Below are 23,103 nucleotides of genomic sequence, written 5' to 3'. Positions count from 1 at the left end.
ACTATTCTTCGTTGATTAATTTTCCTTTTTCCATGGTAATGATTCGATTGCAGCGCTCTGCCCATTTTGGGTTTTCACTTACGATCACCAAGGCCCATCCGTTATTAGGGGCTGTTAAAAAGTCCATGATCTGTTCGGCCTCGGCCTCTCCAAACTGGTCCAACGGGTCTTTCAATACCAACAATTTTGGTCTACGGACTACACTTCGTGCCAGTACAATCTTTTTGGAAATGGTATAGGGTATTTGCCTTCCTTCCGGATAAATAACTGTTTTCAAGCCCTGGGGTTGCTCCTTTACAAATTCCGTTAGCCCTGTTTTTTCCAAGGCCCAATACACATCCTCTTGGTCTATGGTTTCATCTCCGAAGGTTATGTTGTTTAAAAGTGTTCCCTCGAATGGGCTTTCCTCGCTTAGGGATTGCCCAAGGTGTGAGCGATAGTGATTGAGGTTCATCCCTTGAAGGGCCACATTGTTCACAAATACCTTTCCTTGATCGGGTTCCAAGATTCCTGCTATTAGGCGCAAGAGCGTAGTCTTCCCAGAGCCACTGGTTCCTTTTAGTAAAATGGTACAAGTGGGGGTAATGGTTAGCGAAACCTCGTCCACTACCTTTTTGTCACGATCGGGAACGTTGTAGGTAACATCCTCTAATTCTACTGTAAAGCCCTGGTTTTTGGCAAATGGCTTTTCCCCGGTTTGGGGCTCCAGCTTTTTGTCCACTACTTGACCCAATTTTTCCAAGGAGGTGAGTAGGTCATAAAATGTTTCAAGACCGAGGATCATTTTTTCCACGGAACTGATTACCAGAATAATGATAATTTCTGCCGCAACAAATTGGCCAATGTTCATTTCCTGATTGAGGACCAGCAACCCCCCTATCAACAATAATCCAGCTGTGACCAAAACCTTAAAGCCGATCATCTGGATAAACTGTAACACCAATACCCTAAAATGCCCCTCCCTGGCATCTAAATAATCCGCTACCAGAGTGTCGTTCTTGTCCACTGCATGACTGGTTTTTCCGGATAGCTTGAAACTCACCAGAGATCGGGCAATCTCCTGAATCCAATGGGCCACCTTGTATTTGTTCTTGGATTCATCCAGGCTCGTTTCGAGCCCTCGCTGGGCCGTGAATTTAAAAACCACATAGATCAACAACACCAGTAAAAGCCCATATAGAATGAAAAAAGGGTGGTAAAAAGAGAGCAACAACAGCCCAAAAACAATCTGCAAAAAGGCAGCGGGAAAATCTATTAGAACTTTAGAAAGTCCTTTTTGAACTGTTAGGGTATCAAAAAATCTATTCGCCAACTCGGGTGGATAATAGTTGCGTAACTCATTCATCTTGATTTTGGGAAATCGGTAGGCAAATTCGAATGAGGAACGCGTAAATATCTTTTGCTGGACATTTTCTATGATCCGCATTTGCATCAACTGCAAAGTACCGGCAAAAGCCACTCCTAAGGTTACCAGGACGACCAAAACTATCCATGAGGTGCTCACCTGTGCACCCTGTATAAGGTTAATAATCGCCTGAATGCCCAGGGGAAGGGACAGATTAACCACCCCGGCAAAAATCGCGTAATAAAATATTTGAAGGATATCTTTCCTATCCAATGCCAGCAAGCCCATAAGACGTTGCCAAGCGGTCATTACCATTTCAGCCATCGTTGTTGTAGGTTAAAGTTCTAAGTACTAAATCAGTAAAGAATTGGGTCGGGCTAACAGATTCATTGCAGTCCGTTAATTTTGGAAAGTGTTCCGTTAAAAAATATTGGTGCAGGGCGCCTTCCAAAACCGAACTGGCCAAACTTGCCGGATATGGATAATCCTTGTTTACGGCCACAATCATTTCTCCAAGTCTATTGACGAGCCTTTTATAAATCTCAAAATATCCTTCTTTGTTTTCTTGATCAACCTCCTTGGTCAAATAGGATTTTGAATATTCGTTAATCACAATTTTGTTGAGAAGCACTTCGTTGACGTGGGAAAAAGAATCGTCTTCCTTTACGGTTTGGGTCAAGACATTGATTGCCGTTTGTAACTTTTCGTTAGGATCGGGTATGGCGTTGGTAGCAAAGACCATTTTATACTCCAACCATCCCCAATACCAAGAGGCAAGGTAGAGCAGTAATTTGTGCTTGTTCTCAAAATATCGATAGATGGAACTTTCGTTGGACCCAATCTGTGCCCCAAGTTTTCTAAAGGTGAAGCTTTCAAATCCCATCTCATCGATCATCAAAATGCTTTGTTTCACAATCCGCTTTCCCAAGTCGGATGAATCTGGGTCCTTCAGAAATATTTTGTCATTGATTCCAATTCTAATTGATTTCATTAGCCTTTCCATAGCTCAATTCAGTTTGATTTCAATTCAAAAATAATAGTATTACTATCAATATATGATAGTTTAACACTCTTTAACGAAAGTGTTTAAGTTATTTTCTGGATTTTTATTACTTTGCAACCAGTAAAAAGCAAGCTTTTTTCCTTGCGGAACCCCATAAACACTAGGTTTTTTCATGAAGTTGCCGTATTTTTAGTACACAACTAATTTTTGACGATAATGAAACAAATGTTTATTGCAATGGTCTGTCTATGCTCCATCGGCTTGATCCAAGCCCAGGACATGGCTGTTGATCGCGTCCAGATAGGCGACCAATTGATTTTGGGAGAACCTTCAGCGGCCCACTACAAGCATGTGGATGTGCCTCGAAAGAATTTTATTATCAAACGAGGTGGAATCGCCAACATGTCCACCTTGATCAATGAAAGCGTTACTGTTACAGACATTACCTATGGAAAAACAACCCAAGTGACCTTTCGAAGAACCAACGGGAAAAAATTCTTTAGGGTGTACAACTCCTTTACCACGGACCTCGATAGGGCAGTGGAAAGCGGGGAGATCAAAATTCCGGATTAGGGCTGCTTACTTAACATCATAGATTAATCCCGAATTCCCCCTTTGCTTTTAAAGGGGAAGCATGGCTTTTGGCTTATCTTTATTCCAAACCTAACAATCCATGAACATACACCGATGTGGCTGGTGCGAGGGGGATTCCCTGTACGAAGCCTATCACGATAACGAATGGGGGGTGCCGGTCAAAGATGATAAGACCCTTTTTGAATTCTTGGTGTTGGAAACTTTTCAGGCCGGATTAAGTTGGATAACCGTTTTACGTAAACGTGAAAATTTCCGAAAGGCCTTCGACCTGTTTAATTATCAAAAGATAGCCGCCTACAATCAAACCAAAATTGACGAATTATTGTCAAACCCCGGAATAATCCGCAACAAACTAAAGGTGCATGCCGCCATTTCCAACGCACAGGCATTCATGGAAATTCAAAAGGAAATGGGAAGTTTTAGTGCCTATATCTGGGGGTTTGTTGATGGAAAACCCATTCGAAACTCCTGGGCGACCCATAAAGATTGTCCGGCGACCACTCCACTTTCCGATCAAATTAGCAAGGATCTAAAAAAACGGGGATTTAAGTTTGTGGGAAGCACGGTAATCTATGCGTTTATGCAGGCCACGGGGATGGTCAATGATCATGAAACAGGCTGTTTTAGGTACGGACAAGTTTAAATCAAGACTTCAATATTTGAATGAACCTCGAACGAGGTATCGGCGTTGCACCAAGGCTTGCCAAATGTTCGGTATATACCTGACAATCTATTAAACGATAGTTTTGCTCCAAACACAACCTTGCCAATTTTATAAAGGCGAATTTGGAGGCATTGGGCTTTAGACTGAACATGCTTTCTCCACAAAATACATGGCCTAAGTCCACACCATAAAGTCCGCCCACAAGTTGCCCCTCTTCCCAAACCTCAAAGGATTTGGCCAATCCCCTATGGAAAAGCTCCTTGTAAGCTTTATTCATCTCGGGGGTAATCCAGGTACCGTCTTGTCCCTTGCGTTCCACTTTGGCACAATGGTCCAAAACTTGGTCAAAACAGGTATTTTGCGTTAGGCTAAATGTATTTTCGCGAAGTATCTTCCGCATGCTTTTGGAAATTTTAATCTCTTTTGGAAACAGTACCATTCTTGGGTCCGGACTCCACCACAGAATCAGGGCATCTTCGTTGAACCAAGGGAATACCCCATTTTTATAAGCGAGTAACAGCCGCTCCGGGGACAAATCGCCGCCTACTGCCAAAAGACCGTCATCGTTGGCCAACTCCACCGGCGGGAACTCCAACTTTTTCCCGAGAAAAGTTAAGGGAAGGTCATTTTTATCCATTTCCACAGTCTTTTTCCCTCAAAAATACGGAAAATGGACTACCACAAGAGCAATCCCAGTATATAGATTATGCTCCCCACGGCCATGAACACCAGGGTATAAGGAAGAATTTCTTTAGCCTTTAGCTTGGTGATACCCAACAAGGGCAAAGCCCAAAAAGGTTGCAACATATTGGTAATTTGGTCCCCATAAGCCAATGCCATGATCGCCTTGGGCAAGGGAACACCCAACTGCAGGGCAGATTCCAAGACCAAAGGTCCTTGAACCGCCCACTGACCTCCACCACTAGGCACAAAAATGTTGACCAACCCTGCACTCAAAAAAGTAAAAATGGGAAGGGTCGTAGCATTGCTGACCGAAACAAAAAAGTCGGAAATTCCATTGATCATGCCGCTGTTGGCCATAATGCCCATGATGCCAAAATACAGCGGGAATTGGATGAGGATTCCAGCTGTATCCCCAATAGCTTCTTCAACTGCGGTTAAAAAACTCTTGAAACTACCGTGCAACACAATAGCGAGGCCCAGCATAAAAAAATTGAGCATATTGGGTGTGATGTTCAAACTTCGAAGGGAAGGCAGGTACTGAATCAAAAATGTTCCCAAAATCAAAATTCCAAATCCTGTGGCAACCCAAGGGGAGTAATCAAGTTTCTCCGCCCCCTCCAGTTTTTTATTTTGAACGGATTGAAACCGATATTCCTTAAGGTCCATGGAGGTGGGTTTTGCACTCCTTCCCAGAAAATGGATGACAAGGGAAATTGCTATCACAACCAAAGTGAACAAAACCAAGTTCCATGGATTAAATACTGTGCTTGAGGTAGAAATCAGCTCGGGTAATTGTTCCAGGATTGTATGGGCGGATACGTTTTGCATTAGGTCGGCCAAGTGCCCAGCTTCGGAAACCTTGATGGGTGCCGAACCACTGATTCCACCATGCCATACCATTAAACCCACATAACCGGATGCCCCAACCAAGGGATAGTTGATGGGAATATTGTTTGCTTGCGCATACTCTCCGACCTTTCGTGCCAAAATAGCGCCAAAAATGAGTCCAAGTCCCCAATTGAAAAAGGAGACCAACATGGTGGGCAAGGCCACCAACACAGCGGCGCTCGAGGTGGTTTTTACCAGCTTTGTTATTCCAAGAATAAGCCTTTCCATGGGTTTACTGAGCACCAAAACATGACCTAAAACCAAGATGAGCATCATTTGGTAGGCAAAAACCAGGAGTCCACTGTTCCAAACCCCAGATTCCCAATAGGAAAGAATGGCCACCAGATGACTTCCTTCCGAAACATTCTCTGTAAAGCAAAGCGCCAGCACCATTGTGACTACCGTCAGCAAGATGGCAATGGCGAACGGTGAGGGCAAATACCGTTTAAAAATGCGCTCTATGACCTGGGTAAGCGCCAAAATGGGTTAGAAAGGCAGATCGTCGTGATCTTCCTCATTAATATCATCGGCAGGTTCAAATGCCTCCATTGGAGGAACAGGTGGCATATCCCCAGCTGGTTGCGAAGCCTCTAGGTTTTCAATTCTCCATCCTTGGATAGAATTAAAATATTTGGTTTCACCTTGTGGGTTTACCCATTCCCTACCTCTAAGGTTGATACTGATTTTGACTTGTTGTCCCACAGCATAGGAGTTCAGTAAATCGCATTTGTCCTGAACAAATTCCACTAAAATGTGCTGTGGATATTGTTCTTCGGTGGTTACCACAATTTCTCTTTTCCTAAAACCGTTATTACCGTAGGTTTTGGTTTCATCTATCATCTTAATTCTTCCCTGAACTTCCATATTTGCTATTTTCAATAAGCTCCAAAAATAAACAAAATGCTTCCGAATAAAAATGAACTGAGGTACCGAACTATCAACAAATTCTCACTTTTCGCCTATCTTTAATCAGAATTCCATCTAAGCATGAACTTCAACCCCAAAAACAAAGCTTCCAACTTCACCTTGCTGATTTCCGCCTTTGTGATTGTGAGCCTTATTCTTTGGAACACCAACAGTTTCTTTAAAAAGTTCAAGGAGGAGGAACGGCTAAAAATGGAGATTTGGGCAACGGCCCAGTTGGAGTTTATACAATCTCCTGTGGATCACGAGTTGGGGAACCTTACCTTAAAGGTAATGGGCAACAATACCTCAACCCCCATGATATTGGTGAATGAAGAGGGGTCTTTCAAAACGCACAACATAGCTCCCGAAAGAGCTTCGGACAGCTTGTATATCCAAAAAAAGATTCGGCAATTTGCAAGTGAAAATGAACCCATCCACATTGTGCAGGAAGGAGAGCTTTTGGAAACCCTGTACTATGGAAATTCGGAAGTACTGAACAAACTCAAATACTATCCATTAGCCCTGCTTCTGATCATTTTCCTATTTGGGGCGGTTATTTTCTTTTTCTTTAGGACCAACAAAGCTTCGGAGCAAAATAAGTTATGGGCCGGAATGGCCAAGGAAACAGCGCATCAAATCGGGACTCCCTTAACCTCCCTATTGGGTTGGAACGAGCTGCTAAAATCGGAGGATATCAATCCAGAAGTTACCAAGGAAATTGAAAAAGACATTACCCGCTTGCAGACCATTACGGAACGCTTTTCCAAAATAGGTTCCATTCCGGAACTGCAGGAACACGATATTGTTTCTGAAACCGAAAAGGCCTATCAGTATCTAAAACGAAGAAGCTCCAAACTTATCCACTTTGATTTCAGTTCGGATATAGATACGCTCCCGGTACTCCTGAACCCCCCATTATATAACTGGAGCATTGAGAATCTGGTAAAAAACGGGATTGACGCCATGAAGGGGAAAGGGAGCATCAGTATCCAAATTGAACACAAAGGTCCCCACGTTAATGTCTTGGTCTCGGATACGGGCCATGGTATATCCAAAAGTGATTTCCAGAACATATTTAACCCAGGGGTGACCTCTAAGAAAAGAGGTTGGGGCCTAGGACTATCCTTGGTCAAAAGAATTGTGGAAGAATACCACAAAGGGAAAATCAAGGTGCTTACTTCCAGCAAGGAAGGAACGATCATGCAAATTTCACTTAAAGCAAATGTTTAACTGCTATGGCAAAACAAAGACAAATTGCGATTAAAGAAGCTGAGATTACCAACAATTGCCCCGAATGTTTTAACCAGGAGCTAAAGCTCACCTTCTATCAGAAACATACGTTCAATCCCTTTTTTCACAGGACCACGGACGTTGTAACCCACGAGATAAAATGCAAAAAATGCTATTCCATTATCTATCCCGTAAATTGGACAGCGGATATAGAACGTGTTTTTGACTACTATAATAAATTGGTGCAACCGGATAGTCCATCTGTGCGGTTTACCACCCTGTTCTTCTTTTTATTGATTTTGCTTTTAGGGTTGGTCGCAGTTGGAATCTATATGAAAATGGAAGGCTTTATTTAAGTGCGCCCCGGATCTGCTCCGCAACTTGCTCAAACGCTTCAGCAGTCAATGACTCCTTATACTGAAAAGTTGCATTTTTCATATCCTGAAGGGGAATCAAATGCACATGTACATGGGGAACTTCCAGGCCAATGACGCTCATCCCCACACGTTTACAAGGAACCGCGGCCTCTATAGCCTGTCCCACCTTTCTTGAAAACGCCATAAGTTTTAGGTAGCTTTCCTCGTCCAGATCCAAGAGTCTGTCCACTTCTTTTTTGGGGACACAAAGCGTATGACCTTTCGCATTGGGATTAATATCCAGGAATGCAAAATTATCCTCGTCCTCGGCGATTTTATAACAGGGGATTTCCCCATTTATAATTTTGGTGAAAATACTGGGCATTAGGTTGGGTTTGTTGGTTTTGAAATAAAAAATCCCGTCAATTGACGGGATTAAAATTAGGCATTTTGAAATATTTTATTCTCGTGTGATTTCCAATATATCAAACTTTAACGTTCCATTCGGCACTTGGATTTCGGCCACATCACCTACGGATTTACCCAGCAATCCCTTCCCAATGGGTGAGGTTACCGAAATTTTTCCGGATTTTAGGTCTGCCTCGCTTTCCGCCACCAAGGTATATTTCATTTCCATACCATTGGTCTGGTTCTTTAGTTTTACTGTGGACAACACTAAAACTTTTGAGGTATCCAATTGGGATTCATCAATCAATCTGGCATTGGCCAAGGTCTCCTCCATCTTGGAAATTTTCATTTCCAATAGACCTTGAGCCTCTTTGGCGGCATCGTATTCCGCGTTTTCCGACAAATCCCCTTTATCCCTTGCTTCCGCAATCGCCTGCGAAGCTTTGGGTCGTTCCACATCCTTTAAATGGTTAAGTTCCTCCCTTAACTTCTTTAATCCCTCAGCTGTATAGTAAGATACTTTGCTCATATCGTCATTTTTTAAAAGCAAAAGAGCATTGGGGAAAATGAAATTATTTTCCCAATGTACTCCATCGCCACAAATACAAAAAATCCTCAACTGCAACTATGTATCGCATAGTTTTTGCGAGGATTTAACGCAAATATAGGCAATTTTTGACCAATTTTGCCGCTGTAATACTATCAAATCCGTGCTATGAAGTACCTCTGGGGCTGCCTTTTGTTATTTTTTCTATTATCCTGTGAATCGGATCCCACCAACCGGAATCCCTATTTGCAGGAGGTTAGTTTTAGGTTCGACCTAAACTTGAATTTGCCCTTGTACAATGGGCTGAGTACCATTGGCAACCCTGTTTATGTGGGAAACAATGGTGTGGGTACTCGGGGAGCTTTTGTAATGCGCACTGGGGGTAACACATTTTTCGCTTTTGAGGCCAGCTGCCCTAACCATGCGCCGAGTAGTTGCTCCACCATGACTTTGGATGGGCAAAATGTTACCTGCGGCTGTGAAGGATTTACCTATAGTCTTTTTACCGGCCAGCAATTGGACCGCCCCAACGATGGTAACCGCTATTATGACCTGCTTTTCTATAGGGCGACACAAAGCGGAAACACAGTGACCATTTCCAACTAGTTGCCCAAGATTTGATCCATTACCCAACTGGTATGTAGTCCCGAGGTACCCAAAGAAGGATGTTGCGAGAGTCCTCTTAGATGGTCATTGATGTATTGGGCATGGTATTGTTGGATATGTTCGGGATTGGGGACATGTAGCTCTTGCCTTTCATTGGCGGTTTCCAAAACCAATGGAGCCTCATCCAGCACCGCAAAGGTGATTTTACCGTTTGAACCCAAAATCTCCACCTGATCTTTTCGGTGATGGGTGCCGAAGTTCCATACGCCGTCCCCGGTAACTCCGGTCTCATGAATCCAACTCCCCACCACGCTATCGTGGGCACTGTACAACCCTTGTTGGTTGGTGGTAAATCCTTGGGCTTTTTTAATATTTCCCAATAGGTAAGCAAACAAATCCAGACCATGACTGGCCAGGTCATCAAAGTAACCTCCTGGGGCAATTTTTGCATCCGTTCTCCAGTTGTAAGCCCCGCTTAAATCCATTTCGGTTGGCGGTTTTGTCTTTGTCCATTGGATATGGCGTACCTGCCCAATCCTTTGTTCATCCAACCATTCCTTGATCTGATTGAACCGTGGCAAAGATCTTCGATAGTAGGCGATAAAAAGCGGTAGTCCCTTTTCTTGAAATGCGTTATGAATTTCCAAGCTCTCTTTGTAAGTGGGTGCCATAGGTTTTTCTATACAGCATGGTTTTCCGGCTTCGGCAACCAAAAGCGCATATTCCCTGTGGGAATCGGGCGGGGTGGCAATATAAATGGCATCAATTTCTGGATTTTGTATCACCTCCAAGGCGTTGGTACTGCAGTGGGCTATACCATGTCGCTCGGCGTAATCCTTTACCTTGTCGGCATCCCTCCGCATTACCATGGCAACTTCAAACCCTGGAACCATTTGATAGGCAGGGACACTTTTCTTCTCGGCAACGCTGCCACATCCAATCACACCCCAGCGGATAGGGGTTTTGTCCAAAAAAGAAAGGGATTCTGTCATAAGCATAAATGTACAGAATCCCTTTTTGAAAAGTATTTGGCTCCTTTAAAAATTCACCGTGGTACCCACCAAAAAGTTGATGCCCGCTTGGGGATAATAACCGGCCCCTTCTATTGTAGTGATGGTACCTGGATTTGTCCAATCATCATCATAGGTGAAGAAATACCCGTTGGAAACAATATCAGCATCAAAAACATTGTTCACCAATCCGGAAAGCACAATGCTCTTCACAAATGAATTGACCTCAATTGCGTATTGGATGTTCAAATCGGTTTGGGAATAGCTTTCCAGGGTAGATGCCTCAGAATCAATATTGCCCATATACTGTTTGCCCACAAACTTGGAAAGCACCGACAATTGTAGGTTTTTATTTGGAGCAAAGGCCAAAATATTACTTGCCACTAGATTAGGCGAGTATGCAATTTTGGTATTGCCCAAATCTTGCAGCACCCCATCCCTTTGGAAGACAAAATCCACATTACGGTTATCGCTAAGGGCAACATTGGGCCTGATGCTCCACTGATCTCCAAGTGAAATGTTCGCATCCAATTCCAAGCCCAATCGGTAGCTGTCACCAACATTTGCCCGTAAAGGGGCCCCCACGTCGTTGAGTTCGCCCGTAAGCACCAATTGATCTTTATAGCGCATGTAATAGGCATTGGCATTCAGTTGAAAACTCGAAGAAACATAGCGCCATCCAAGCTCATAATCGTTGAGTTTTTCGGGTTTTGGGCTGCCATTTTCATAATCGTTCCGATTGGGTTCCCGGTTTGCCCTGGCATACGAAAGGTAGAAATTGTTGTTTTGATCCAAATCAAACGTAACCCCGGCCTTGGGGTTGAAAAAATTGAAGGTGTCATCAACCAATCCTGTATCTTCCCCATTGGCTTCGTACCCCACACCACGGTATTGGACATCTCCGAAAATGCTCCACTGATTGTCCAATTTGTAGTTGGCCTTCACATAGATGTTAAAATCTGTTTTGGTGGAATTGTCATCGTAGTAACGGTCCCTAATATCACTATTGCTGGCAAATCTGGCCCAGATGACTTCTCCAAAATGGTCTCCTTTATATACATTGTATCCCCCTCCGATTATCAAGTTTAAATCTTCTTTTGTATGATTTAGGGACACTACGGTTCCGTAAAAATCGTTGTCCAACCACCGACGTCTAATGACATCTGTGGTATTCACGACCTCTCCATCCACAGTGAGGGGCTCAAAGTTGTAGGTGTCAAAATCCTCATCTTCCTTGAACTGCTCAAAATAACCACGGCCACGGGTATAGTGCACAGCAATATTGGAACTCCAATAAGGGTTTAGGGCCTCGTTCCAATGCAATTGAAAATGATCTTGTTTATAGTTGTCCTCTTCCCTTTCATAAAACTGGGTAACACCATTTTCATCTGTGTACATCCCAGCAGTGTTAAAAGTCCTATTGGACCTAAGGGTTTCGGCATCTATTCCGTTCCATGCTTGGTAGGTAACCTCATGTCCGCCAAAAAGCAAGGCCTTTACCAAGGTGTTGTCATCCTTATAGGCACCCTGCAAAAAATAGGAATCAAGTTCCGAGCTGGCCCTATCGATATAGCCATCGGAGGTTATTCTGGACAATCTTCCAGAAAGCTCAAAATGCTCATTAATCAAGCCGGTGCTGAATTTCACATTGTTCCGCAAGGTGTTAAAACTTCCGATGGAGGAAGAAATTCTTCCATAGACTTCTTCAGAAAAGGCATCGGTAAGCATGTTTATACTTGCACCAAAGGCTGCTTCACCGTTGGTAGATGTTCCCACCCCCCGTTGCAACTGAAGGCTTTGCGTGGAAGATGCAAAATCGGGCATGTTTACCCAAAATGTCCCTTGGGATTCCGCATCGTTATAGGGAATTCCATTTATGGTAACATTTACTCGGGTGGCGTCACTCCCCCGCACCCGGATTCCGGTGTATCCCACACCTGCCCCAGCATCTGAGGTTGTCACCACGGCTGGCAGGTAGTTCATTAAAATAGGGATGTCCTGTCCCAAGTTTCTTGGGGCAATCTCCTCCTCATCCAAATTGGAAAAGGTGATGGGAAAATCCTTGGTTACCCTAATGGCCTGTACAAGTACCTCATCAAGTACAATTTTTTTTCCTTCCAAGGAATCTGTTGGGTTTTGTTGTGCGGTCACTGCTTGAGCGAGCCCAAAAACGGCTAATGCCGTCAGCAATGAAGTTTTGATGCGATGCCAACTGTTTATTCTAGGCGTTCGCTTTAGATAAAATGGTTTCATCCGTAAAATAGTTTACGAATAAAAGGGGCCATTATTCTGGTTAAAAATTGATTTTTGTTTCAAAAGAAACATAGAAATTCCAAGATGCGCTTTGCGCCATCCCTTGGCGGCATTACCCGCCCAGGTTCATTGGGTATAATCTCAGCCCAGTTTAGGAGACAATCCCTAAAACAAGCACCCCTTTGAGATGCCGCAAATGTACTACCGTCCTATTATATTTCACAACAAATATTTAAGGAAATAACATTTCTTGGAAAGAATGCACCGAATTTGACAAAAAGAAAAAGCCCCGATTACTCGGAGCTTTTGTTTGCCAAGATACAACTGGCTTAGAGGCAATGGTTGTACCCATCGGCGTTGGATAACGCATGGTTAGTGTTTGCATAGCATTATCCCTTTTTCTTGATTTTTCTTGACTTGTATTCCATTCTTAAATAGGGCACTACAAGCGCCATTGCAATTATGAACGAAATAATACTTATGGCCAAGAATATGGTAAATAGCATGTTTTATTGTTTCTAATTCATTGGACACCCCTTTTGGAATTTGGTCACAAAAAAGGCCGTACTGCGTACGGCCTTTAACCAAATCAACCAACCAAAAAACTAAGCAAACTGCTTAGATGTATTTTTATTTATGGGAACGACCCATGAAATGGGCCTCATTCTATGCCCTTTCAATACATAGGACACGCCATTTTTAGTTAGGTCACATCTAGTCACAAAAAAGCCCCAAAAATGGGGCTATTCCTTATTTTCAATGAAATTGTCCTAGGCTTGGTGGGTTGGCTTCAATAAGTCGTTTACAGTTTTTACTGGATTGAAAGTAACCAGAGGTACTTCCACAAAAAGCGTGTTCCAGAAGGCCATGGCACCATTCCAAAGACCAGGGAGTTCCAAGGCCTTGAGTTCTTTGCCTTCTTTGGTCTTTTCTGTGATGAACCCTTGGTTTTCATCTACGAATTCCAAGAGGTTGTACTTTTCCCCTTTATAATTTCGGACACCGCAGACCAAATCCACTGGATTAAAATGGGTAGAATTTTTTAAGATGGATGCTTGCTCGCTGTTCGACATATCAATTTGCGCAGATTCTATAATCTGAAGGGATACATTCCCCTGATTATCCTTGATCCAAAAAGGCCCTCCTCCGGGTTCTCCCTCGTTTTTTACCATTCCGCAAATGCGAATAGGTCTGTTGATGCTGTTTTTTAGTTGGCTTACTTGATCTTCGGCACCCAAGTTGGCAAAATCTGCATTGAACCTAACGTTGAGTTCTTGTTCCAAAAAGGATTTTATTTCGTTTCTATCAGCGGATGTAACCTCACCCCCATCGAGTTTTGCAGCATAATCGAAAGCTCGGTCTTGGACCTTCTTTAAAACTCCCGCCAACATCTTCTTGCTATTGGCCACCGCTTCCAAGTTTTGGTCGATGACAACGTTATCTATGTTCTTTATAAAGATGATATCGGCATCTTGATCGTTCAAATTCTCTATAAGCGCTCCATGACCTCCAGGCCTAAACAAAATGCTGCCATCATTGTTTTTAAAGGGCTTATTCTCCATATCAACAGCAATGGTATCGGTGGAAGGTTTTTGATTGGAATAGGAAATGTTGAAAGTGGTATCAGTTGCACTTGATACCCTTGGACCTGCAGCTTCGTGTTCCTCTTTGAACATGGTATTGTGCTGCTCGGAAATGGTAAAGTGTAGGTTGGCCTTCCCATCGGTTTTGGCATATAGGGCCGCCTCTTTCAAATGTTCTTCAAACGGTGTGGCCGCAACTTTCCCATATTGGTGGAACGGTAATAGGCCCTTTGGATAAAAACCATAGTTTAATCCCTCAGACACCAACATTTCCTTTACAAAAAGATAAGTTTCCTCATCTTTTGAAGATGCTTTCCCCTTGATTTTGCCCATGATTAGGTCATAAAAGGGTAGATGCTCCATTTCCTCAATAAACTTTTTCATTGCCGAATCTTCTGACCGCTTCAGATAGGTGTCCAAATTTTCTTGGGACGGATTGTACGCATCCAAGAAATTAAAGGTCGCTTTGAACATTCGGGAGGCTGCTCCAGAGGCAGGGACAAATTTTAATAGATCCAGTTTTCCCCGTGAAGCTTCAAAATAAGCGATGTTTTCTTTTTCTTCGGCTTCGGTATACCTTAAAATTCCCTCCGAAACAACCGCAGCCTTTACCAAATCCACAAAGGGAATACCGGCTTTAAAGGTTGCTATTTGCTGGGCTACTTTTTCGTTGGAAATCCCCTTTTTTTTAAGTTGTTCCAGATCTTTTGGGTCAAGGTCGGTCATAGTGCTTAGGAGTTTATCTATTTGTTTGACTGCGGTTGCAAGCCGTGTTGCTTTATCTCCCTTTAAAATAACGAAATTCCGATCATATTTTTTTAAGGTGTCGTGGAAATAATCGAACATCCGTTGCCTTTCATTGGGCTTGTCCCTAAGGTCGTCCGGTTCCCATGGCGTATCGATATAGGTAAGGAAATAAAGGTCGTAGGTATTTTCCAAGGCATACTTTTCCAGTAAAGGGTCGCAATGGCCCAAATAATAGGCTTCCGAGTATACTTTGGTCTCCAGAAGGTCGGTATCGCAGATGAGTACGTCCGTGGCCTTTTGGGTCAAGTCATTTTCCAAACGGATTTGCCCTTCCGCTATGGGCAGCAAGTCCTTGGGCTCGCAAGTCTTGCGTTCGTTGTTCCATTTGTTTTGTAGATATTCTCGTGCATATTCGGGTACCCAGACTGTATTGTATTGCCGGGCCAATTGTTGCGAAAGTGTGGTCTTTCCGGTGGACTCTGGTCCAAATAGGACTACTTTAATAAGGTTTGAGGGCTCTTGCCTAAGTTTTTCTTCCATGCCTTATACCCATAAATGGCAATAATGGTTAACAAAAAATAAAGGAGTGAGCTAAATATAAGTCCCTTGTACGCATACAAAGGTACGGTAATGATGTCTCCTACTATCCAATATACCCAGTTCTCAAGTTTCTTTTTGGCCATAAGCCACATTCCCACAAAAAAGATGGCGGTTGTTAGGGTATCCACATAGGCGGTCCATACATTGAACTTGTCTGCCACTGCATAAACTACGGATACAAATATGATGGTTCCAATAAATAGAAGTACGGACCATTTTTTTTCGCGCTTCGTGGTCTTGGTAATGGGAACAAAATGGGTGTCGTCCACTTTTCGTGTCCACAGATACCATCCCACAATGCTCATGATAAAATAATAGGTGTTGATGAGCATATCGCCCAGCAAGCCCCAATAAAGTAAAATATAGGCCGCAATTCCTGTACCTACGATTCCCGTTGGATACACCAAGATATTCTCGCGCTTGGAATACCAAACGCTCAACAGTGCAAAAACAACGCTTACTAGTTCAAGGACTATGATATGGGTGGGGACCCCTTCGTACTGGGAAAAAATCCAATCAAAAATTTGGCTCATATCCGCTACGGTCAGATTTAACCATTTTCATGCTCAAAACCACATGTTCCAATTTCGAAAAGGTTTCTTTGATCTCATTTTGAAGGAAGCCCATGACCTTATCGTAATCACCATAGACCTGGGTGCTCAAAGGGTTCTCCAGAACCTGGAGTCCAGATGCCCTTAATTTCTTAATAAATTCAATAATGGGGGGTTCAAAATTATCCTGGAGAGGTGTCAAGGTGAGTTCTACAGATACTTCCATGGGTCTAATCAAAATTTAAGCAGCAAAGCTACTAAAAAGACATCAGTATCACTGCCCCATCATCTTGTGGGCAAACACACAGGTGAATCCTTCAAACTCCAAAAATTCTATGCCATAATGGGATTTTTTTCCTTTATGGGTAATTTTGGCCACGGTACGTTTGTCATCAAAGGCAAAGTCCATAACATCGATGTGTCTCAGAAAGCTCAACCCCTGTTGCGCGTATATTTTATAGAGCGATTCCTTGGCCCCCCAAACAATGGTCAACTTGCGGATAATGGCCTCGGTATTGGCCAGGGTCCGATATTCTTCCAAGGGGGTAAACTTATTGGCTATCCTTAGGATTTTTTCACGTTGCATTTCAATGTCAATCCCTACCTCATCGGTCTTGCTTACAATAATGCCAGTGAAATTGTGCGAATGTGTTATGGAGATATGGTTACCATCCTTGAGATGGGGCTTTCCAAAGTCATCGTAAAACAGGTCTTGGTCCACATATCCCGTTTCTGCCATTAAATGTCGGATACTCAAAAAGGCACGCCGATGGAATTCGGATTTCATGCCATCCATCCTATTTTGGCAATGTGGCGTCAACGTTATGCCGTGCGCAAGCTCATCCTCAGGTTCCGTGACCTTCCAAATGTATACCGTAGTAGTAGGTGAGACCGTAATGGTTTTGTATAATGGCACGACTAATAGTTTGGTGATTTCGTATCTTTGCTGACTGTTATAGCTAAGCTACATAAAGTTAATTAAAATTAAAGATGAGCACAAAGACAATTCCGTATGTACCTTTTAAGGTAAAAGATATTTCCCTTGCGGATTGGGGACGAAAAGAGATTGATTTGGCCGAAGCTGAAATGCCAGGTCTTATGGCGCTACGTGAGGAGTATGGAGATCAACAACCCCTGAAGGGGGCACGAATTGCCGGATGTCTTCACATGACCATCCAAACCGCTGTATTGATCGAAACCTTGGTGGCTTTGGGTGCTGATGTAACCTGGAGCTCCTGTAATATTTTCTCTACCCAAGATCACGCCGCTGCTGCCATAGCTGCTGCGGGAATACCAGTGTATGCATGGAAGGGAATGAATGAGGAAGAATTTGATTGGTGTATAGAACAGACCTTATTTTTTGGGGAAGACAGACAGCCTTTGAACATGATTTTGGACGACGGCGGGGATCTAACCAATATGGTGCTGGACCAGTATCCCGAATTGGCTGGTGCAATCAAAGGACTTTCTGAAGAAACCACCACTGGGGTACATCGTTTGTATGAAAGGGTTAAAAATGGAACTCTTCCAATGCCCGCCATCAACGTAAACGATTCAGTGACCAAATCTAAGTTTGACAACAAGTACGGATGCCGCGAAAGCGCAGTAGATGCCATTCGCCGAGCAACGGATACCATGCTTGCCGGAAAACAAGTGGTGGTTGCGGGGTATGGAGATGTTGGAAAAGGTACTGCAGCCTCTTTTAGGGGCGCTGGAGCCATTGTTACGGTTACCGAGATAGATCCTATTTGTGCCTTGCAGGCTTGTATGGACGGTTATGAGGTGAAAAAGCTGGAGACTGTGGTCGGTAAAGCCGATGTTGTGATTACCACAACAGGAAACAAAGATATTATTCGAGAAGAGCACTTTAGGGCGTTGAAGGACAAAGCTATTGTGTGTAACATTGGGCATTTTGACAATGAAATTGACATGGCTTGGTTGAATGGCACCTATGGTAACACCAAGGACGAGATTAAACCTCAAGTGGACAAATACACCATTGAGGGTAAGGATGTAATTGTTTTGGCCGAAGGCCGATTGGTTAATTTAGGCTGTGCCACGGGGCATCCAAGTTTTGTGATGAGTAATTCCTTTACCAACCAGACCTTGGCCCAAATTGAGTTGTGGAACAACAGCGATAAGTACCAAAATGAGGTATATATGCTGCCCAAGCATCTGGATGAAAAAGTAGCTAAACTACACTTGGCCCGTTTGGGAGCTGAGCTCACCGAGTTGAGGGAGGATCAAGCCGAATACATTGGCGTAACGGTTCAAGGTCCTTTTAAGCCAGAGTATTACAGATACTAAACCTTTAAGGTTTGGCTAAAATAAGTCAAAAGGCCGCTGCATAAATGCAGCGGCCTTTTTGTATAAAATCATTCACAAATCCTACCCCTTTAACCAAGCATTTCTCAATGCTTTTTGAGATTCGACAGCGTTAGGGTCTTCCACTAAGGTTTTGGCCTTGGTATACGAAGGTGTGGTTGTGGTTTTTATCAAAATTTCCGTTCCATCCCTGTCCAAAACCACTTCTATTTCCTTGCCCGGTTTCCAAGCAAATACGTCGCCAAAAACCTGGTTTGCATTGGCCAAGCTTACTTCAACCCCATTAATTGATTTGAACAAATCATTGGGTTGTGCTCCATTCTCGGTCCAAAAGCTATTGTTTGATACCAAATCATTAAACTTGATACCCCCCTTTGCAGGGTCGGCACCTACAATTAAGTTACCCGCATTTTGAATATAATTGGTCTCCACCTTTGCTTCTTCAAAATGTAACCCCACTTTCTCAAAGAAGGTGTTGTAATCAATAGGTGTGGTCCCGATTACGTGGGTGTTAAGGAATTCTCCAACTGCCGGATAAGTCATTGCCGCGATTTCTGCAACGAGCTTATCATCAACAAAGGGTTTATTTTTCCCATACTTTACCGATAATTCTGCCATAAGAGAACGAAGGCTTCGCTGGCCATTACTGTTTTCCCGCATTAAAATATCTATGCACATTCCTATTAGGGCACCTTTGAGATAAACATTGGCATAATTTTCTTTGTACGGACTTTCCAAGATGTTTTCACTCATCTGCGTAAAGCTCATGGAATCATCGAAATTGGAACGTGAGCTGTTTATCTTTTGTGTAGTCCTAGAAAAATATTCTGGCTCATCGATTAAGCCTTCGTACACTTGGAAATGCTGCGCAAAATACTCGGTAACCCCTTCATAGAGCCATAAATGCTTGCTAAAAGTAGGGTTGTTGTAATCAAAGTAATGGACATCTTCAGAGTGTACCGACAATGGGGTAACAATATGGAAAAACTCGTGTGCCACAACATCTATCATGGATTCTGCCAAAGCCTCCGGTTGCATGTTTTCAGGTAACACAACCACAGTGGAGGTATGGTGTTCCAAAGCTCCAAAACCTTTGGGAGAATCTGCTTTTTCTGTGTCGGATAGGTACAACAAAATGTCGTAGCGAGGCGTACTGTCCAAATCACCCAAATATTCTTTCTGGGCAAGCATCATTTTGTGGACCGTTTCCTTTATCTCCTTAGCGGAATGCACCCCATTAGGTGAAAAAACGCTCAATACAATCTTAATACCACCCACCATAAATTCTTCCACTTCCGTTTCTCCATACATCATAGGATTATCTGTAACCTCAAAATAGCGATTGGCATAAAAAACCGAAGTGTTGGCTTTACCATCCTCGCTTTTGGCGGTGCTAATTTCTTGTAATGGTGAGGTATAATTGAAAGAACTTGGCGCCGTGATTCCAATCTGATAGGCATTGTTTTTAAGGGAATCAAAATAACCTATAAAGCCGTGCAGGTTGAGCATAACCTGCTTGGGTTCTATATTGGTTCCCGAGGGCGAAAAAGGTACTTCCTCCCCAATTCCGCCTTGGTCTTCCTGGTCAAAGGTATCATTGGCCCAGTACGAAATTTTATCCAGGTTTTGAGCGTTGGTAAACAACCATGTATTGGTATCCGTTTTTGTTGCAGTCATTTCATTGCCATCATAATCCATTCCCTTTAATCCCTCAACATATTTTCCAAAATCTGATACGGCATATGTTCCTTGAACTACCCTTGGCAACCTATAAATCACCGTATCACGGACAAATCTTCCAGGATCAATAGTGACCTCGACCTTATCGTTATCCAGGTTCACCAAATCCAATTGTGCCGCAATGGGATTTGACGTGGCAAGGTCAATTGACAAGTTCTTTGGTTTGCAAGACAGAACAAGTCCTGACAAAATCATCAGTGTAAGATATTTTTTTAGCATTTTGTGTTTTTTAATTAATGATCCGCTAATATAGGTAGAAATGCGCTCCGATGATGATTAGTAAGCAGTAAGGAAGGTTTGTTACATACACAACTTCCATTTAAAGTTGGCGGTCAGTTCGGCAAACGCTAGAATTTGTACCTCTTCCATATGTTGATGCTTTAGGTGTTTATCCCAATATTTCGTTAGAACAATATCAGGGCTTCATGGAATTTCCTAGCTTTAGGAAATCTTTTAATTTTTCCTTTTGTCTAAAGTTAATCTGTCTTCTGATTCTTTTTTGGATTCGGAATTTTCCAAAATTCAAGCTGCCATTTCGCACAGGGATGCCTTGAGTCCCAAGGTGTCTAAGGTAGACGTTGCTTGGCATTTGGACCATATGCTAAAAACCATAATCTTTATTTGCAATGCCTTGGCAAAGTCCAACCCTGCGGAATATAAATCCAGTTTTAATCTTACCCGAGCCATAATCTACACCTTCGGGGGGTTTCCAAGGGGCGTGGCTAAATCCCCAAGGGTAGTCCGTCCACCTGATGTAATTCTTACGGAGGAAATCCAACAGCAAATTGTAACTGCCAAGGAAAGTTTGAAAACCTTGAAACATTTGGATGAAAACGTTCATTTCAATCATCCATATTTCAACATCTTAAACAAAAAACAAAGCATTCGGTTTATAAAAATCCATACAGGGCATCATTTAAAAATTGTTCGGGACATCATAAAAAAAGCATAGAAAACAAGCGAAAAAATGAATGGACGTTGGTTCGAAATAAATAATATCCATACTGTGGATTCACCTTCCATAGTGGTCTACAAATCAAATTTGCAGCACAACATCAGCCAGATGATTAATGGTGTACATGGAGAGATGGAGCGACTCATGCCCCATATTAAAACCAATAAGATGCCCGAGGTTATGAAATTGTTATTGGCCTCAGGTATTTCACATTTTAAAGCATCCACTATAGCCGAAGCGGAAATAGCTGCGGAAGTTGGCGCCCATTCCGTCTTGATTGCCCATCAGCTGGTTGGACCTAAAGTGGACAGGTTTTTGGCGCTGATCCAGCAATTCCCGGATACACAATTTTCAACCATTGTTGATGCCAAGGAGACTGCAAAATTGCTGAACAACAATGCAGCAGCCGCAGGCGTTAAAGCCCGAGTATATATCGATATCAATAATGGAATGAACCGTTCAGGTATTGAACTAGGGGAAGGTTTAAAACAACTGGTGCAAACCATTACCAACTGTGGTTCCCTTCATTTTATGGGGCTGCATGTATATGATGGACATTTAAGAGATGTAGATTTTTTAGTTAGAAACAGGAAAATTGAAGATGGTCTTGTGGACATCACTCTGTTCTTTGAAACCCTTAAAAATGAAAATCCTGACCTTAAAATGGTTTGTGGGGGCACTCCTTCGTTCACCTCCCATTTGCTCAACCAAAATCGGATAACAAGTCCAGGTACCTGCGTACTATGGGATTGGGGGTACTCAGAAAAATTGCAGGAACAAGACTTTAAGTTTGCTGCACTGGTGGTGACCCGAATAATTTCCAAACCTACCGAAGGGATAATAACGGTGGACATGGGACATAAATCCGTTGCCCCGGAAAACCCGGTTGACAAACGCATCAAATTTCTGAATTTGGAACAATACGAACTCCTTTCCCAGAGTGAGGAACATGGTGTAATTAAGGTTCAGCATTGGGACGAATTGCAAATCGGCGATGTGCTTTATGGGGTTCCCTACCACATTTGCCCCACCATCAATCTACACGACGAAGTATCGGTGATCGAGGAAGGGCAAAAAGTAGGGGCTTGGGAAATTACCGCTCGAAAGCGAAAACTTCGTTTCTGAAAATGCAGCTAGTTACTTTTCTGCTAATGAACCATGGGAAATAAAAAACGCCCTACCAAAAGGCAGGGCGTTCCATGTATCAAAAGTTGTTTCCTTTTAGGCCTCGAAAGGTTCAATGGAAACAAAAGATTTTCCTCCAGCTTTCTTTTGGAATCTTACAATACCATCAACTTTGGCATGCAAGGTATGGTCCTTACTGGCATATACGTTTTCACCTGGATTGTGCTTGGTACCACGCTGTCTAACAATAATGTTTCCAGCTATAGCAGCCTGACCTCCGAAAATCTTAACGCCAAGGCGTTTCGATTCCGATTCTCTACCGTTTTTTGAACTACCTACACCTTTCTTATGTGCCATGATATATAAATTTTAGTTCTTTCTTATTTAGATAACGCTTCGATCAACTCGGCTTTTTTCATGGAAGAAATTCCAGAAATGCCTTTGGCTTTTGCCAATTCCTTCAATTCAGCAACTGTTTTGGAGCTTAAGTCCTCAGCTGCTTTTTTTGGAGCTTCTTTCTTCGGAGCTGCTGCTTTTGGTTTTGCCTCCTTTTTGGGCTGGGCCGCTGGCTTTTCAGCTTTGGCTTTAGCAGGAGCCGCTTTTTTGGCACCTTTGGCAACAATACTTTCAACAACTATCTCGGTCAAAGATTGTCTGTGACCATTCTTTACTCGGTAACCTTTACGTCTTTTCTTTTTGAAAACGATTACCTTATCTCCTTTTAGGTGCTTAACAACCTTGGCTTCAACAGCCGCACCTTCTATGACTGGGGCGCCAACGGTTACGTTACCTCCGTCATCCAAAAGAAGAACTTTGTCAAAAGTGACCTTTTTACCTTCTTCGGTCTGTAAACGGTGAACGTACACTTTCTGGTCTTTTGCAACTTTAAATTGCTGCCCTGCCATCTCTACAATTGCGTACATAATGCGTTAATTAGATTATTTTACTTTCGCGTTGCTAAAATTAGCGGGTGCAAATATACT

At 42.9% G+C, this 23,103-nt stretch carries 24 protein-coding genes; 8 read left to right on the top strand and 16 right to left on the bottom strand.

Annotated elements, in window-relative coordinates; genetic code table 11:
- Window position 1: 1 nt before the first annotated feature.
- Window positions 2-1,669 (bottom strand): peptidase domain-containing ABC transporter, encoded by a 1,668-nt coding sequence (locus M3P07_RS13645; RefSeq protein WP_249970484.1) that lies wholly within the window; start codon window positions 1,667-1,669, stop codon window positions 2-4.
- A complete protein-coding gene (locus tag M3P07_RS13640; RefSeq protein ID WP_249970483.1) occupies window positions 1,662-2,348 on the bottom strand; it encodes a TetR/AcrR family transcriptional regulator in 687 nt (228 codons plus the stop codon). Before M3P07_RS13640 ends, M3P07_RS13645 begins: the two co-directional genes overlap by 8 nt.
- A gap of 216 nt (window positions 2,349-2,564) precedes the next feature.
- Here M3P07_RS13640 and M3P07_RS13635 point away from each other — a divergent pair, with 216 nt between their 5' ends.
- Both M3P07_RS13635 and M3P07_RS13630 read left to right on the top strand, forming a co-directional pair.
- Entirely contained in the window at window positions 2,565-2,921 is a 357-nt protein-coding gene (locus tag M3P07_RS13635) for a hypothetical protein (RefSeq protein WP_249970482.1), read from the top strand.
- A gap of 100 nt (window positions 2,922-3,021) precedes the next feature.
- Window positions 3,022-3,585 (top strand): DNA-3-methyladenine glycosylase I, encoded by a 564-nt coding sequence (locus M3P07_RS13630; protein ID WP_249970481.1) that lies wholly within the window; start codon window positions 3,022-3,024, stop codon window positions 3,583-3,585.
- Between the two features lies 1 nt (window position 3,586).
- On the opposite strand, the gene aat is transcribed toward M3P07_RS13630, so the two are convergent.
- Genes aat through M3P07_RS13615 form a run of 3 tightly spaced genes read right to left on the bottom strand, consistent with a single transcriptional unit; the run spans window position 3,587 to window position 6,042 of the window.
- On the bottom strand, window positions 3,587-4,243 hold the full coding sequence (aat, locus tag M3P07_RS13625; RefSeq protein WP_249970480.1) for a leucyl/phenylalanyl-tRNA--protein transferase: 657 nt from the start codon (window positions 4,241-4,243) through the stop codon (window positions 3,587-3,589).
- A gap of 38 nt (window positions 4,244-4,281) precedes the next feature.
- Complete coding sequence (locus tag M3P07_RS13620) at window positions 4,282-5,658, bottom strand: short-chain fatty acid transporter (RefSeq protein ID WP_249970479.1); 1,377 nt, start codon at window positions 5,656-5,658, stop codon at window positions 4,282-4,284.
- A gap of 6 nt (window positions 5,659-5,664) precedes the next feature.
- A complete protein-coding gene (locus tag M3P07_RS13615; protein WP_249970478.1) occupies window positions 5,665-6,042 on the bottom strand; it encodes a DUF3127 domain-containing protein in 378 nt (125 codons plus the stop codon).
- 123 nt (window positions 6,043-6,165) lie between these two features.
- Between M3P07_RS13615 and M3P07_RS13610 the strand changes: the two genes are divergently transcribed.
- Together M3P07_RS13610 and M3P07_RS13605 are read left to right on the top strand one after the other, a co-directional pair.
- A complete protein-coding gene (locus M3P07_RS13610; RefSeq protein ID WP_249970477.1) occupies window positions 6,166-7,314 on the top strand; it encodes a sensor histidine kinase in 1,149 nt (382 codons plus the stop codon).
- Between the two features lie 5 nt (window positions 7,315-7,319).
- Window positions 7,320-7,670: a hypothetical protein gene (locus M3P07_RS13605; RefSeq protein ID WP_249970476.1), complete on the top strand. Its 351-nt coding sequence runs from the start codon at window positions 7,320-7,322 to the stop codon at window positions 7,668-7,670.
- Here the strand turns inward: M3P07_RS13605 and M3P07_RS13600 are convergent.
- Window positions 7,663-8,055, bottom strand: coding sequence for an HIT family protein (locus M3P07_RS13600; protein WP_249970475.1), 393 nt, complete (start codon window positions 8,053-8,055; stop codon window positions 7,663-7,665). The two genes, M3P07_RS13605 and M3P07_RS13600, sit on opposite strands and share 8 nt — an antisense overlap.
- Before the next feature lie 75 nt (window positions 8,056-8,130).
- A complete protein-coding gene (gene greA / locus M3P07_RS13595) occupies window positions 8,131-8,607 on the bottom strand; it encodes a transcription elongation factor GreA (RefSeq protein ID WP_249970474.1) in 477 nt (158 codons plus the stop codon).
- Between the two features lie 186 nt (window positions 8,608-8,793).
- Here greA and M3P07_RS13590 point away from each other — a divergent pair, with 186 nt between their 5' ends.
- Entirely contained in the window at window positions 8,794-9,231 is a 438-nt protein-coding gene (locus M3P07_RS13590) for a Rieske (2Fe-2S) protein (protein ID WP_249970473.1), read from the top strand.
- Here M3P07_RS13590 and M3P07_RS13585 read toward each other — a convergent pair.
- The 6 genes from M3P07_RS13585 to M3P07_RS13560 form a co-directional block, all read right to left on the bottom strand.
- Window positions 9,228-10,223, bottom strand: a complete 996-nt coding sequence (locus tag M3P07_RS13585; protein WP_319946575.1) for a Gfo/Idh/MocA family protein — start codon at window positions 10,221-10,223, stop codon at window positions 9,228-9,230. The genes M3P07_RS13590 and M3P07_RS13585 overlap by 4 nt on opposite strands.
- Before the next feature lie 45 nt (window positions 10,224-10,268).
- On the bottom strand, window positions 10,269-12,494 hold the full coding sequence (locus tag M3P07_RS13580) for a TonB-dependent receptor (RefSeq protein WP_249970471.1): 2,226 nt from the start codon (window positions 12,492-12,494) through the stop codon (window positions 10,269-10,271).
- Between the two features lie 770 nt (window positions 12,495-13,264).
- Window positions 13,265-15,364, bottom strand: coding sequence for a DUF4301 family protein (locus tag M3P07_RS13575; protein WP_249970470.1), 2,100 nt, complete (start codon window positions 15,362-15,364; stop codon window positions 13,265-13,267).
- The gene (gene pnuC / locus M3P07_RS13570; protein ID WP_249970469.1) at window positions 15,319-15,957 is read right to left on the bottom strand and encodes a nicotinamide riboside transporter PnuC; all 639 of its coding nucleotides are present in this window, start codon (window positions 15,955-15,957) and stop codon (window positions 15,319-15,321) included. The genes M3P07_RS13575 and pnuC overlap by 46 nt, the downstream gene beginning before the upstream one ends.
- Window positions 15,941-16,201, bottom strand: coding sequence for a YkoF family thiamine/hydroxymethylpyrimidine-binding protein (locus tag M3P07_RS13565; RefSeq protein ID WP_249970468.1), 261 nt, complete (start codon window positions 16,199-16,201; stop codon window positions 15,941-15,943). The genes pnuC and M3P07_RS13565 overlap by 17 nt, the downstream gene beginning before the upstream one ends.
- A 48-nt stretch (window positions 16,202-16,249) precedes the next feature.
- Entirely contained in the window at window positions 16,250-16,891 is a 642-nt protein-coding gene (locus tag M3P07_RS13560) for a 4'-phosphopantetheinyl transferase family protein (protein ID WP_249970467.1), read from the bottom strand.
- 74 nt (window positions 16,892-16,965) lie between these two features.
- Here M3P07_RS13560 and ahcY point away from each other — a divergent pair, with 74 nt between their 5' ends.
- Window positions 16,966-18,282, top strand: coding sequence for an adenosylhomocysteinase (ahcY, locus tag M3P07_RS13555; protein WP_249970466.1), 1,317 nt, complete (start codon window positions 16,966-16,968; stop codon window positions 18,280-18,282).
- Between the two features lie 81 nt (window positions 18,283-18,363).
- Here ahcY and M3P07_RS13550 read toward each other — a convergent pair whose 3' ends face one another.
- On the bottom strand, window positions 18,364-20,259 hold the full coding sequence (locus M3P07_RS13550) for a M61 family metallopeptidase (protein ID WP_470299694.1): 1,896 nt from the start codon (window positions 20,257-20,259) through the stop codon (window positions 18,364-18,366).
- Window positions 20,260-20,506: 247 nt separating this feature from the next.
- Here M3P07_RS13550 and M3P07_RS13545 point away from each other — a divergent pair, with 247 nt between their 5' ends.
- Complete coding sequence (locus M3P07_RS13545; protein WP_249970465.1) at window positions 20,507-20,992, top strand: hypothetical protein; 486 nt, start codon at window positions 20,507-20,509, stop codon at window positions 20,990-20,992.
- Window positions 20,993-21,007: 15 nt separating this feature from the next.
- Window positions 21,008-22,120 (top strand): D-TA family PLP-dependent enzyme, encoded by a 1,113-nt coding sequence (locus tag M3P07_RS13540; protein WP_249970464.1) that lies wholly within the window; start codon window positions 21,008-21,010, stop codon window positions 22,118-22,120.
- Window positions 22,121-22,216: 96 nt separating this feature from the next.
- Here the strand turns inward: M3P07_RS13540 and rpmA are convergent, their stop codons facing one another.
- Window positions 22,217-22,477, bottom strand: a complete 261-nt coding sequence (rpmA, locus tag M3P07_RS13535) for a 50S ribosomal protein L27 (RefSeq protein ID WP_249657174.1) — start codon at window positions 22,475-22,477, stop codon at window positions 22,217-22,219.
- Between the two features lie 23 nt (window positions 22,478-22,500).
- Window positions 22,501-23,043 carry a 50S ribosomal protein L21 gene (gene rplU / locus M3P07_RS13530; protein ID WP_249970463.1) on the bottom strand — a complete coding sequence of 181 codons (543 nt, stop codon included), beginning with the start codon at window positions 23,041-23,043 and terminating at the stop codon, window positions 22,501-22,503.
- Window positions 23,044-23,103: the final 60 nt, after the last annotated feature.

Origin of the sequence: Flagellimonas myxillae (assembly GCF_023502235.1) — a bacterium.
In the GTDB taxonomy this organism is placed as follows: Bacteria; Bacteroidota; Bacteroidia; order Flavobacteriales; family Flavobacteriaceae; genus Flagellimonas; species Flagellimonas myxillae.
Note: the sequence above shows the minus strand (reverse complement) of the source record. Positions and strands in the feature narration are given on the sequence as shown.

Bases quoted from the DNA above. Each gene is read 5' to 3' on its own strand.
- M3P07_RS13585 (WP_319946575.1), bottom strand. From the start codon at position 10,223: ATGACAGAATCCCTTTCTTTTTTGGACAAAACCCCTATCCGCTGGGGT.
- greA (WP_249970474.1), bottom strand. From the start codon at position 8,607: ATGAGCAAAGTATCTTACTATACAGCTGAGGGATTAAAGAAGTTAAGG.
- M3P07_RS13610 (WP_249970477.1), top strand. From the start codon at position 6,166: ATGAACTTCAACCCCAAAAACAAAGCTTCCAACTTCACCTTGCTGATT.
- M3P07_RS13635 (WP_249970482.1), top strand. From the start codon at position 2,565: ATGAAACAAATGTTTATTGCAATGGTCTGTCTATGCTCCATCGGCTTG.
- M3P07_RS13640 (WP_249970483.1), bottom strand. From the start codon at position 2,348: ATGGAAAGGCTAATGAAATCAATTAGAATTGGAATCAATGACAAAATA.
- M3P07_RS13645 (WP_249970484.1), bottom strand. From the start codon at position 1,669: ATGGCTGAAATGGTAATGACCGCTTGGCAACGTCTTATGGGCTTGCTG.
- rplU (WP_249970463.1), bottom strand. From the start codon at position 23,043: ATGTACGCAATTGTAGAGATGGCAGGGCAGCAATTTAAAGTTGCAAAA.
- M3P07_RS13565 (WP_249970468.1), bottom strand. From the start codon at position 16,201: ATGGAAGTATCTGTAGAACTCACCTTGACACCTCTCCAGGATAATTTT.
- M3P07_RS13550 (WP_470299694.1), bottom strand. From the start codon at position 20,259: ATGCTAAAAAAATATCTTACACTGATGATTTTGTCAGGACTTGTTCTG.
- M3P07_RS13630 (WP_249970481.1), top strand. From the start codon at position 3,022: ATGAACATACACCGATGTGGCTGGTGCGAGGGGGATTCCCTGTACGAA.
- M3P07_RS13605 (WP_249970476.1), top strand. From the start codon at position 7,320: ATGGCAAAACAAAGACAAATTGCGATTAAAGAAGCTGAGATTACCAAC.
- rpmA (WP_249657174.1), bottom strand. From the start codon at position 22,477: ATGGCACATAAGAAAGGTGTAGGTAGTTCAAAAAACGGTAGAGAATCG.
- M3P07_RS13600 (WP_249970475.1), bottom strand. From the start codon at position 8,055: ATGCCCAGTATTTTCACCAAAATTATAAATGGGGAAATCCCCTGTTAT.
- M3P07_RS13540 (WP_249970464.1), top strand. From the start codon at position 21,008: ATGAATGGACGTTGGTTCGAAATAAATAATATCCATACTGTGGATTCA.
- M3P07_RS13575 (WP_249970470.1), bottom strand. From the start codon at position 15,364: ATGGAAGAAAAACTTAGGCAAGAGCCCTCAAACCTTATTAAAGTAGTC.
- M3P07_RS13580 (WP_249970471.1), bottom strand. From the start codon at position 12,494: ATGAAACCATTTTATCTAAAGCGAACGCCTAGAATAAACAGTTGGCAT.
- M3P07_RS13615 (WP_249970478.1), bottom strand. From the start codon at position 6,042: ATGGAAGTTCAGGGAAGAATTAAGATGATAGATGAAACCAAAACCTAC.
- pnuC (WP_249970469.1), bottom strand. From the start codon at position 15,957: ATGAGCCAAATTTTTGATTGGATTTTTTCCCAGTACGAAGGGGTCCCC.
- M3P07_RS13590 (WP_249970473.1), top strand. From the start codon at position 8,794: ATGAAGTACCTCTGGGGCTGCCTTTTGTTATTTTTTCTATTATCCTGT.
- ahcY (WP_249970466.1), top strand. From the start codon at position 16,966: ATGAGCACAAAGACAATTCCGTATGTACCTTTTAAGGTAAAAGATATT.
- aat (WP_249970480.1), bottom strand. From the start codon at position 4,243: ATGGATAAAAATGACCTTCCCTTAACTTTTCTCGGGAAAAAGTTGGAG.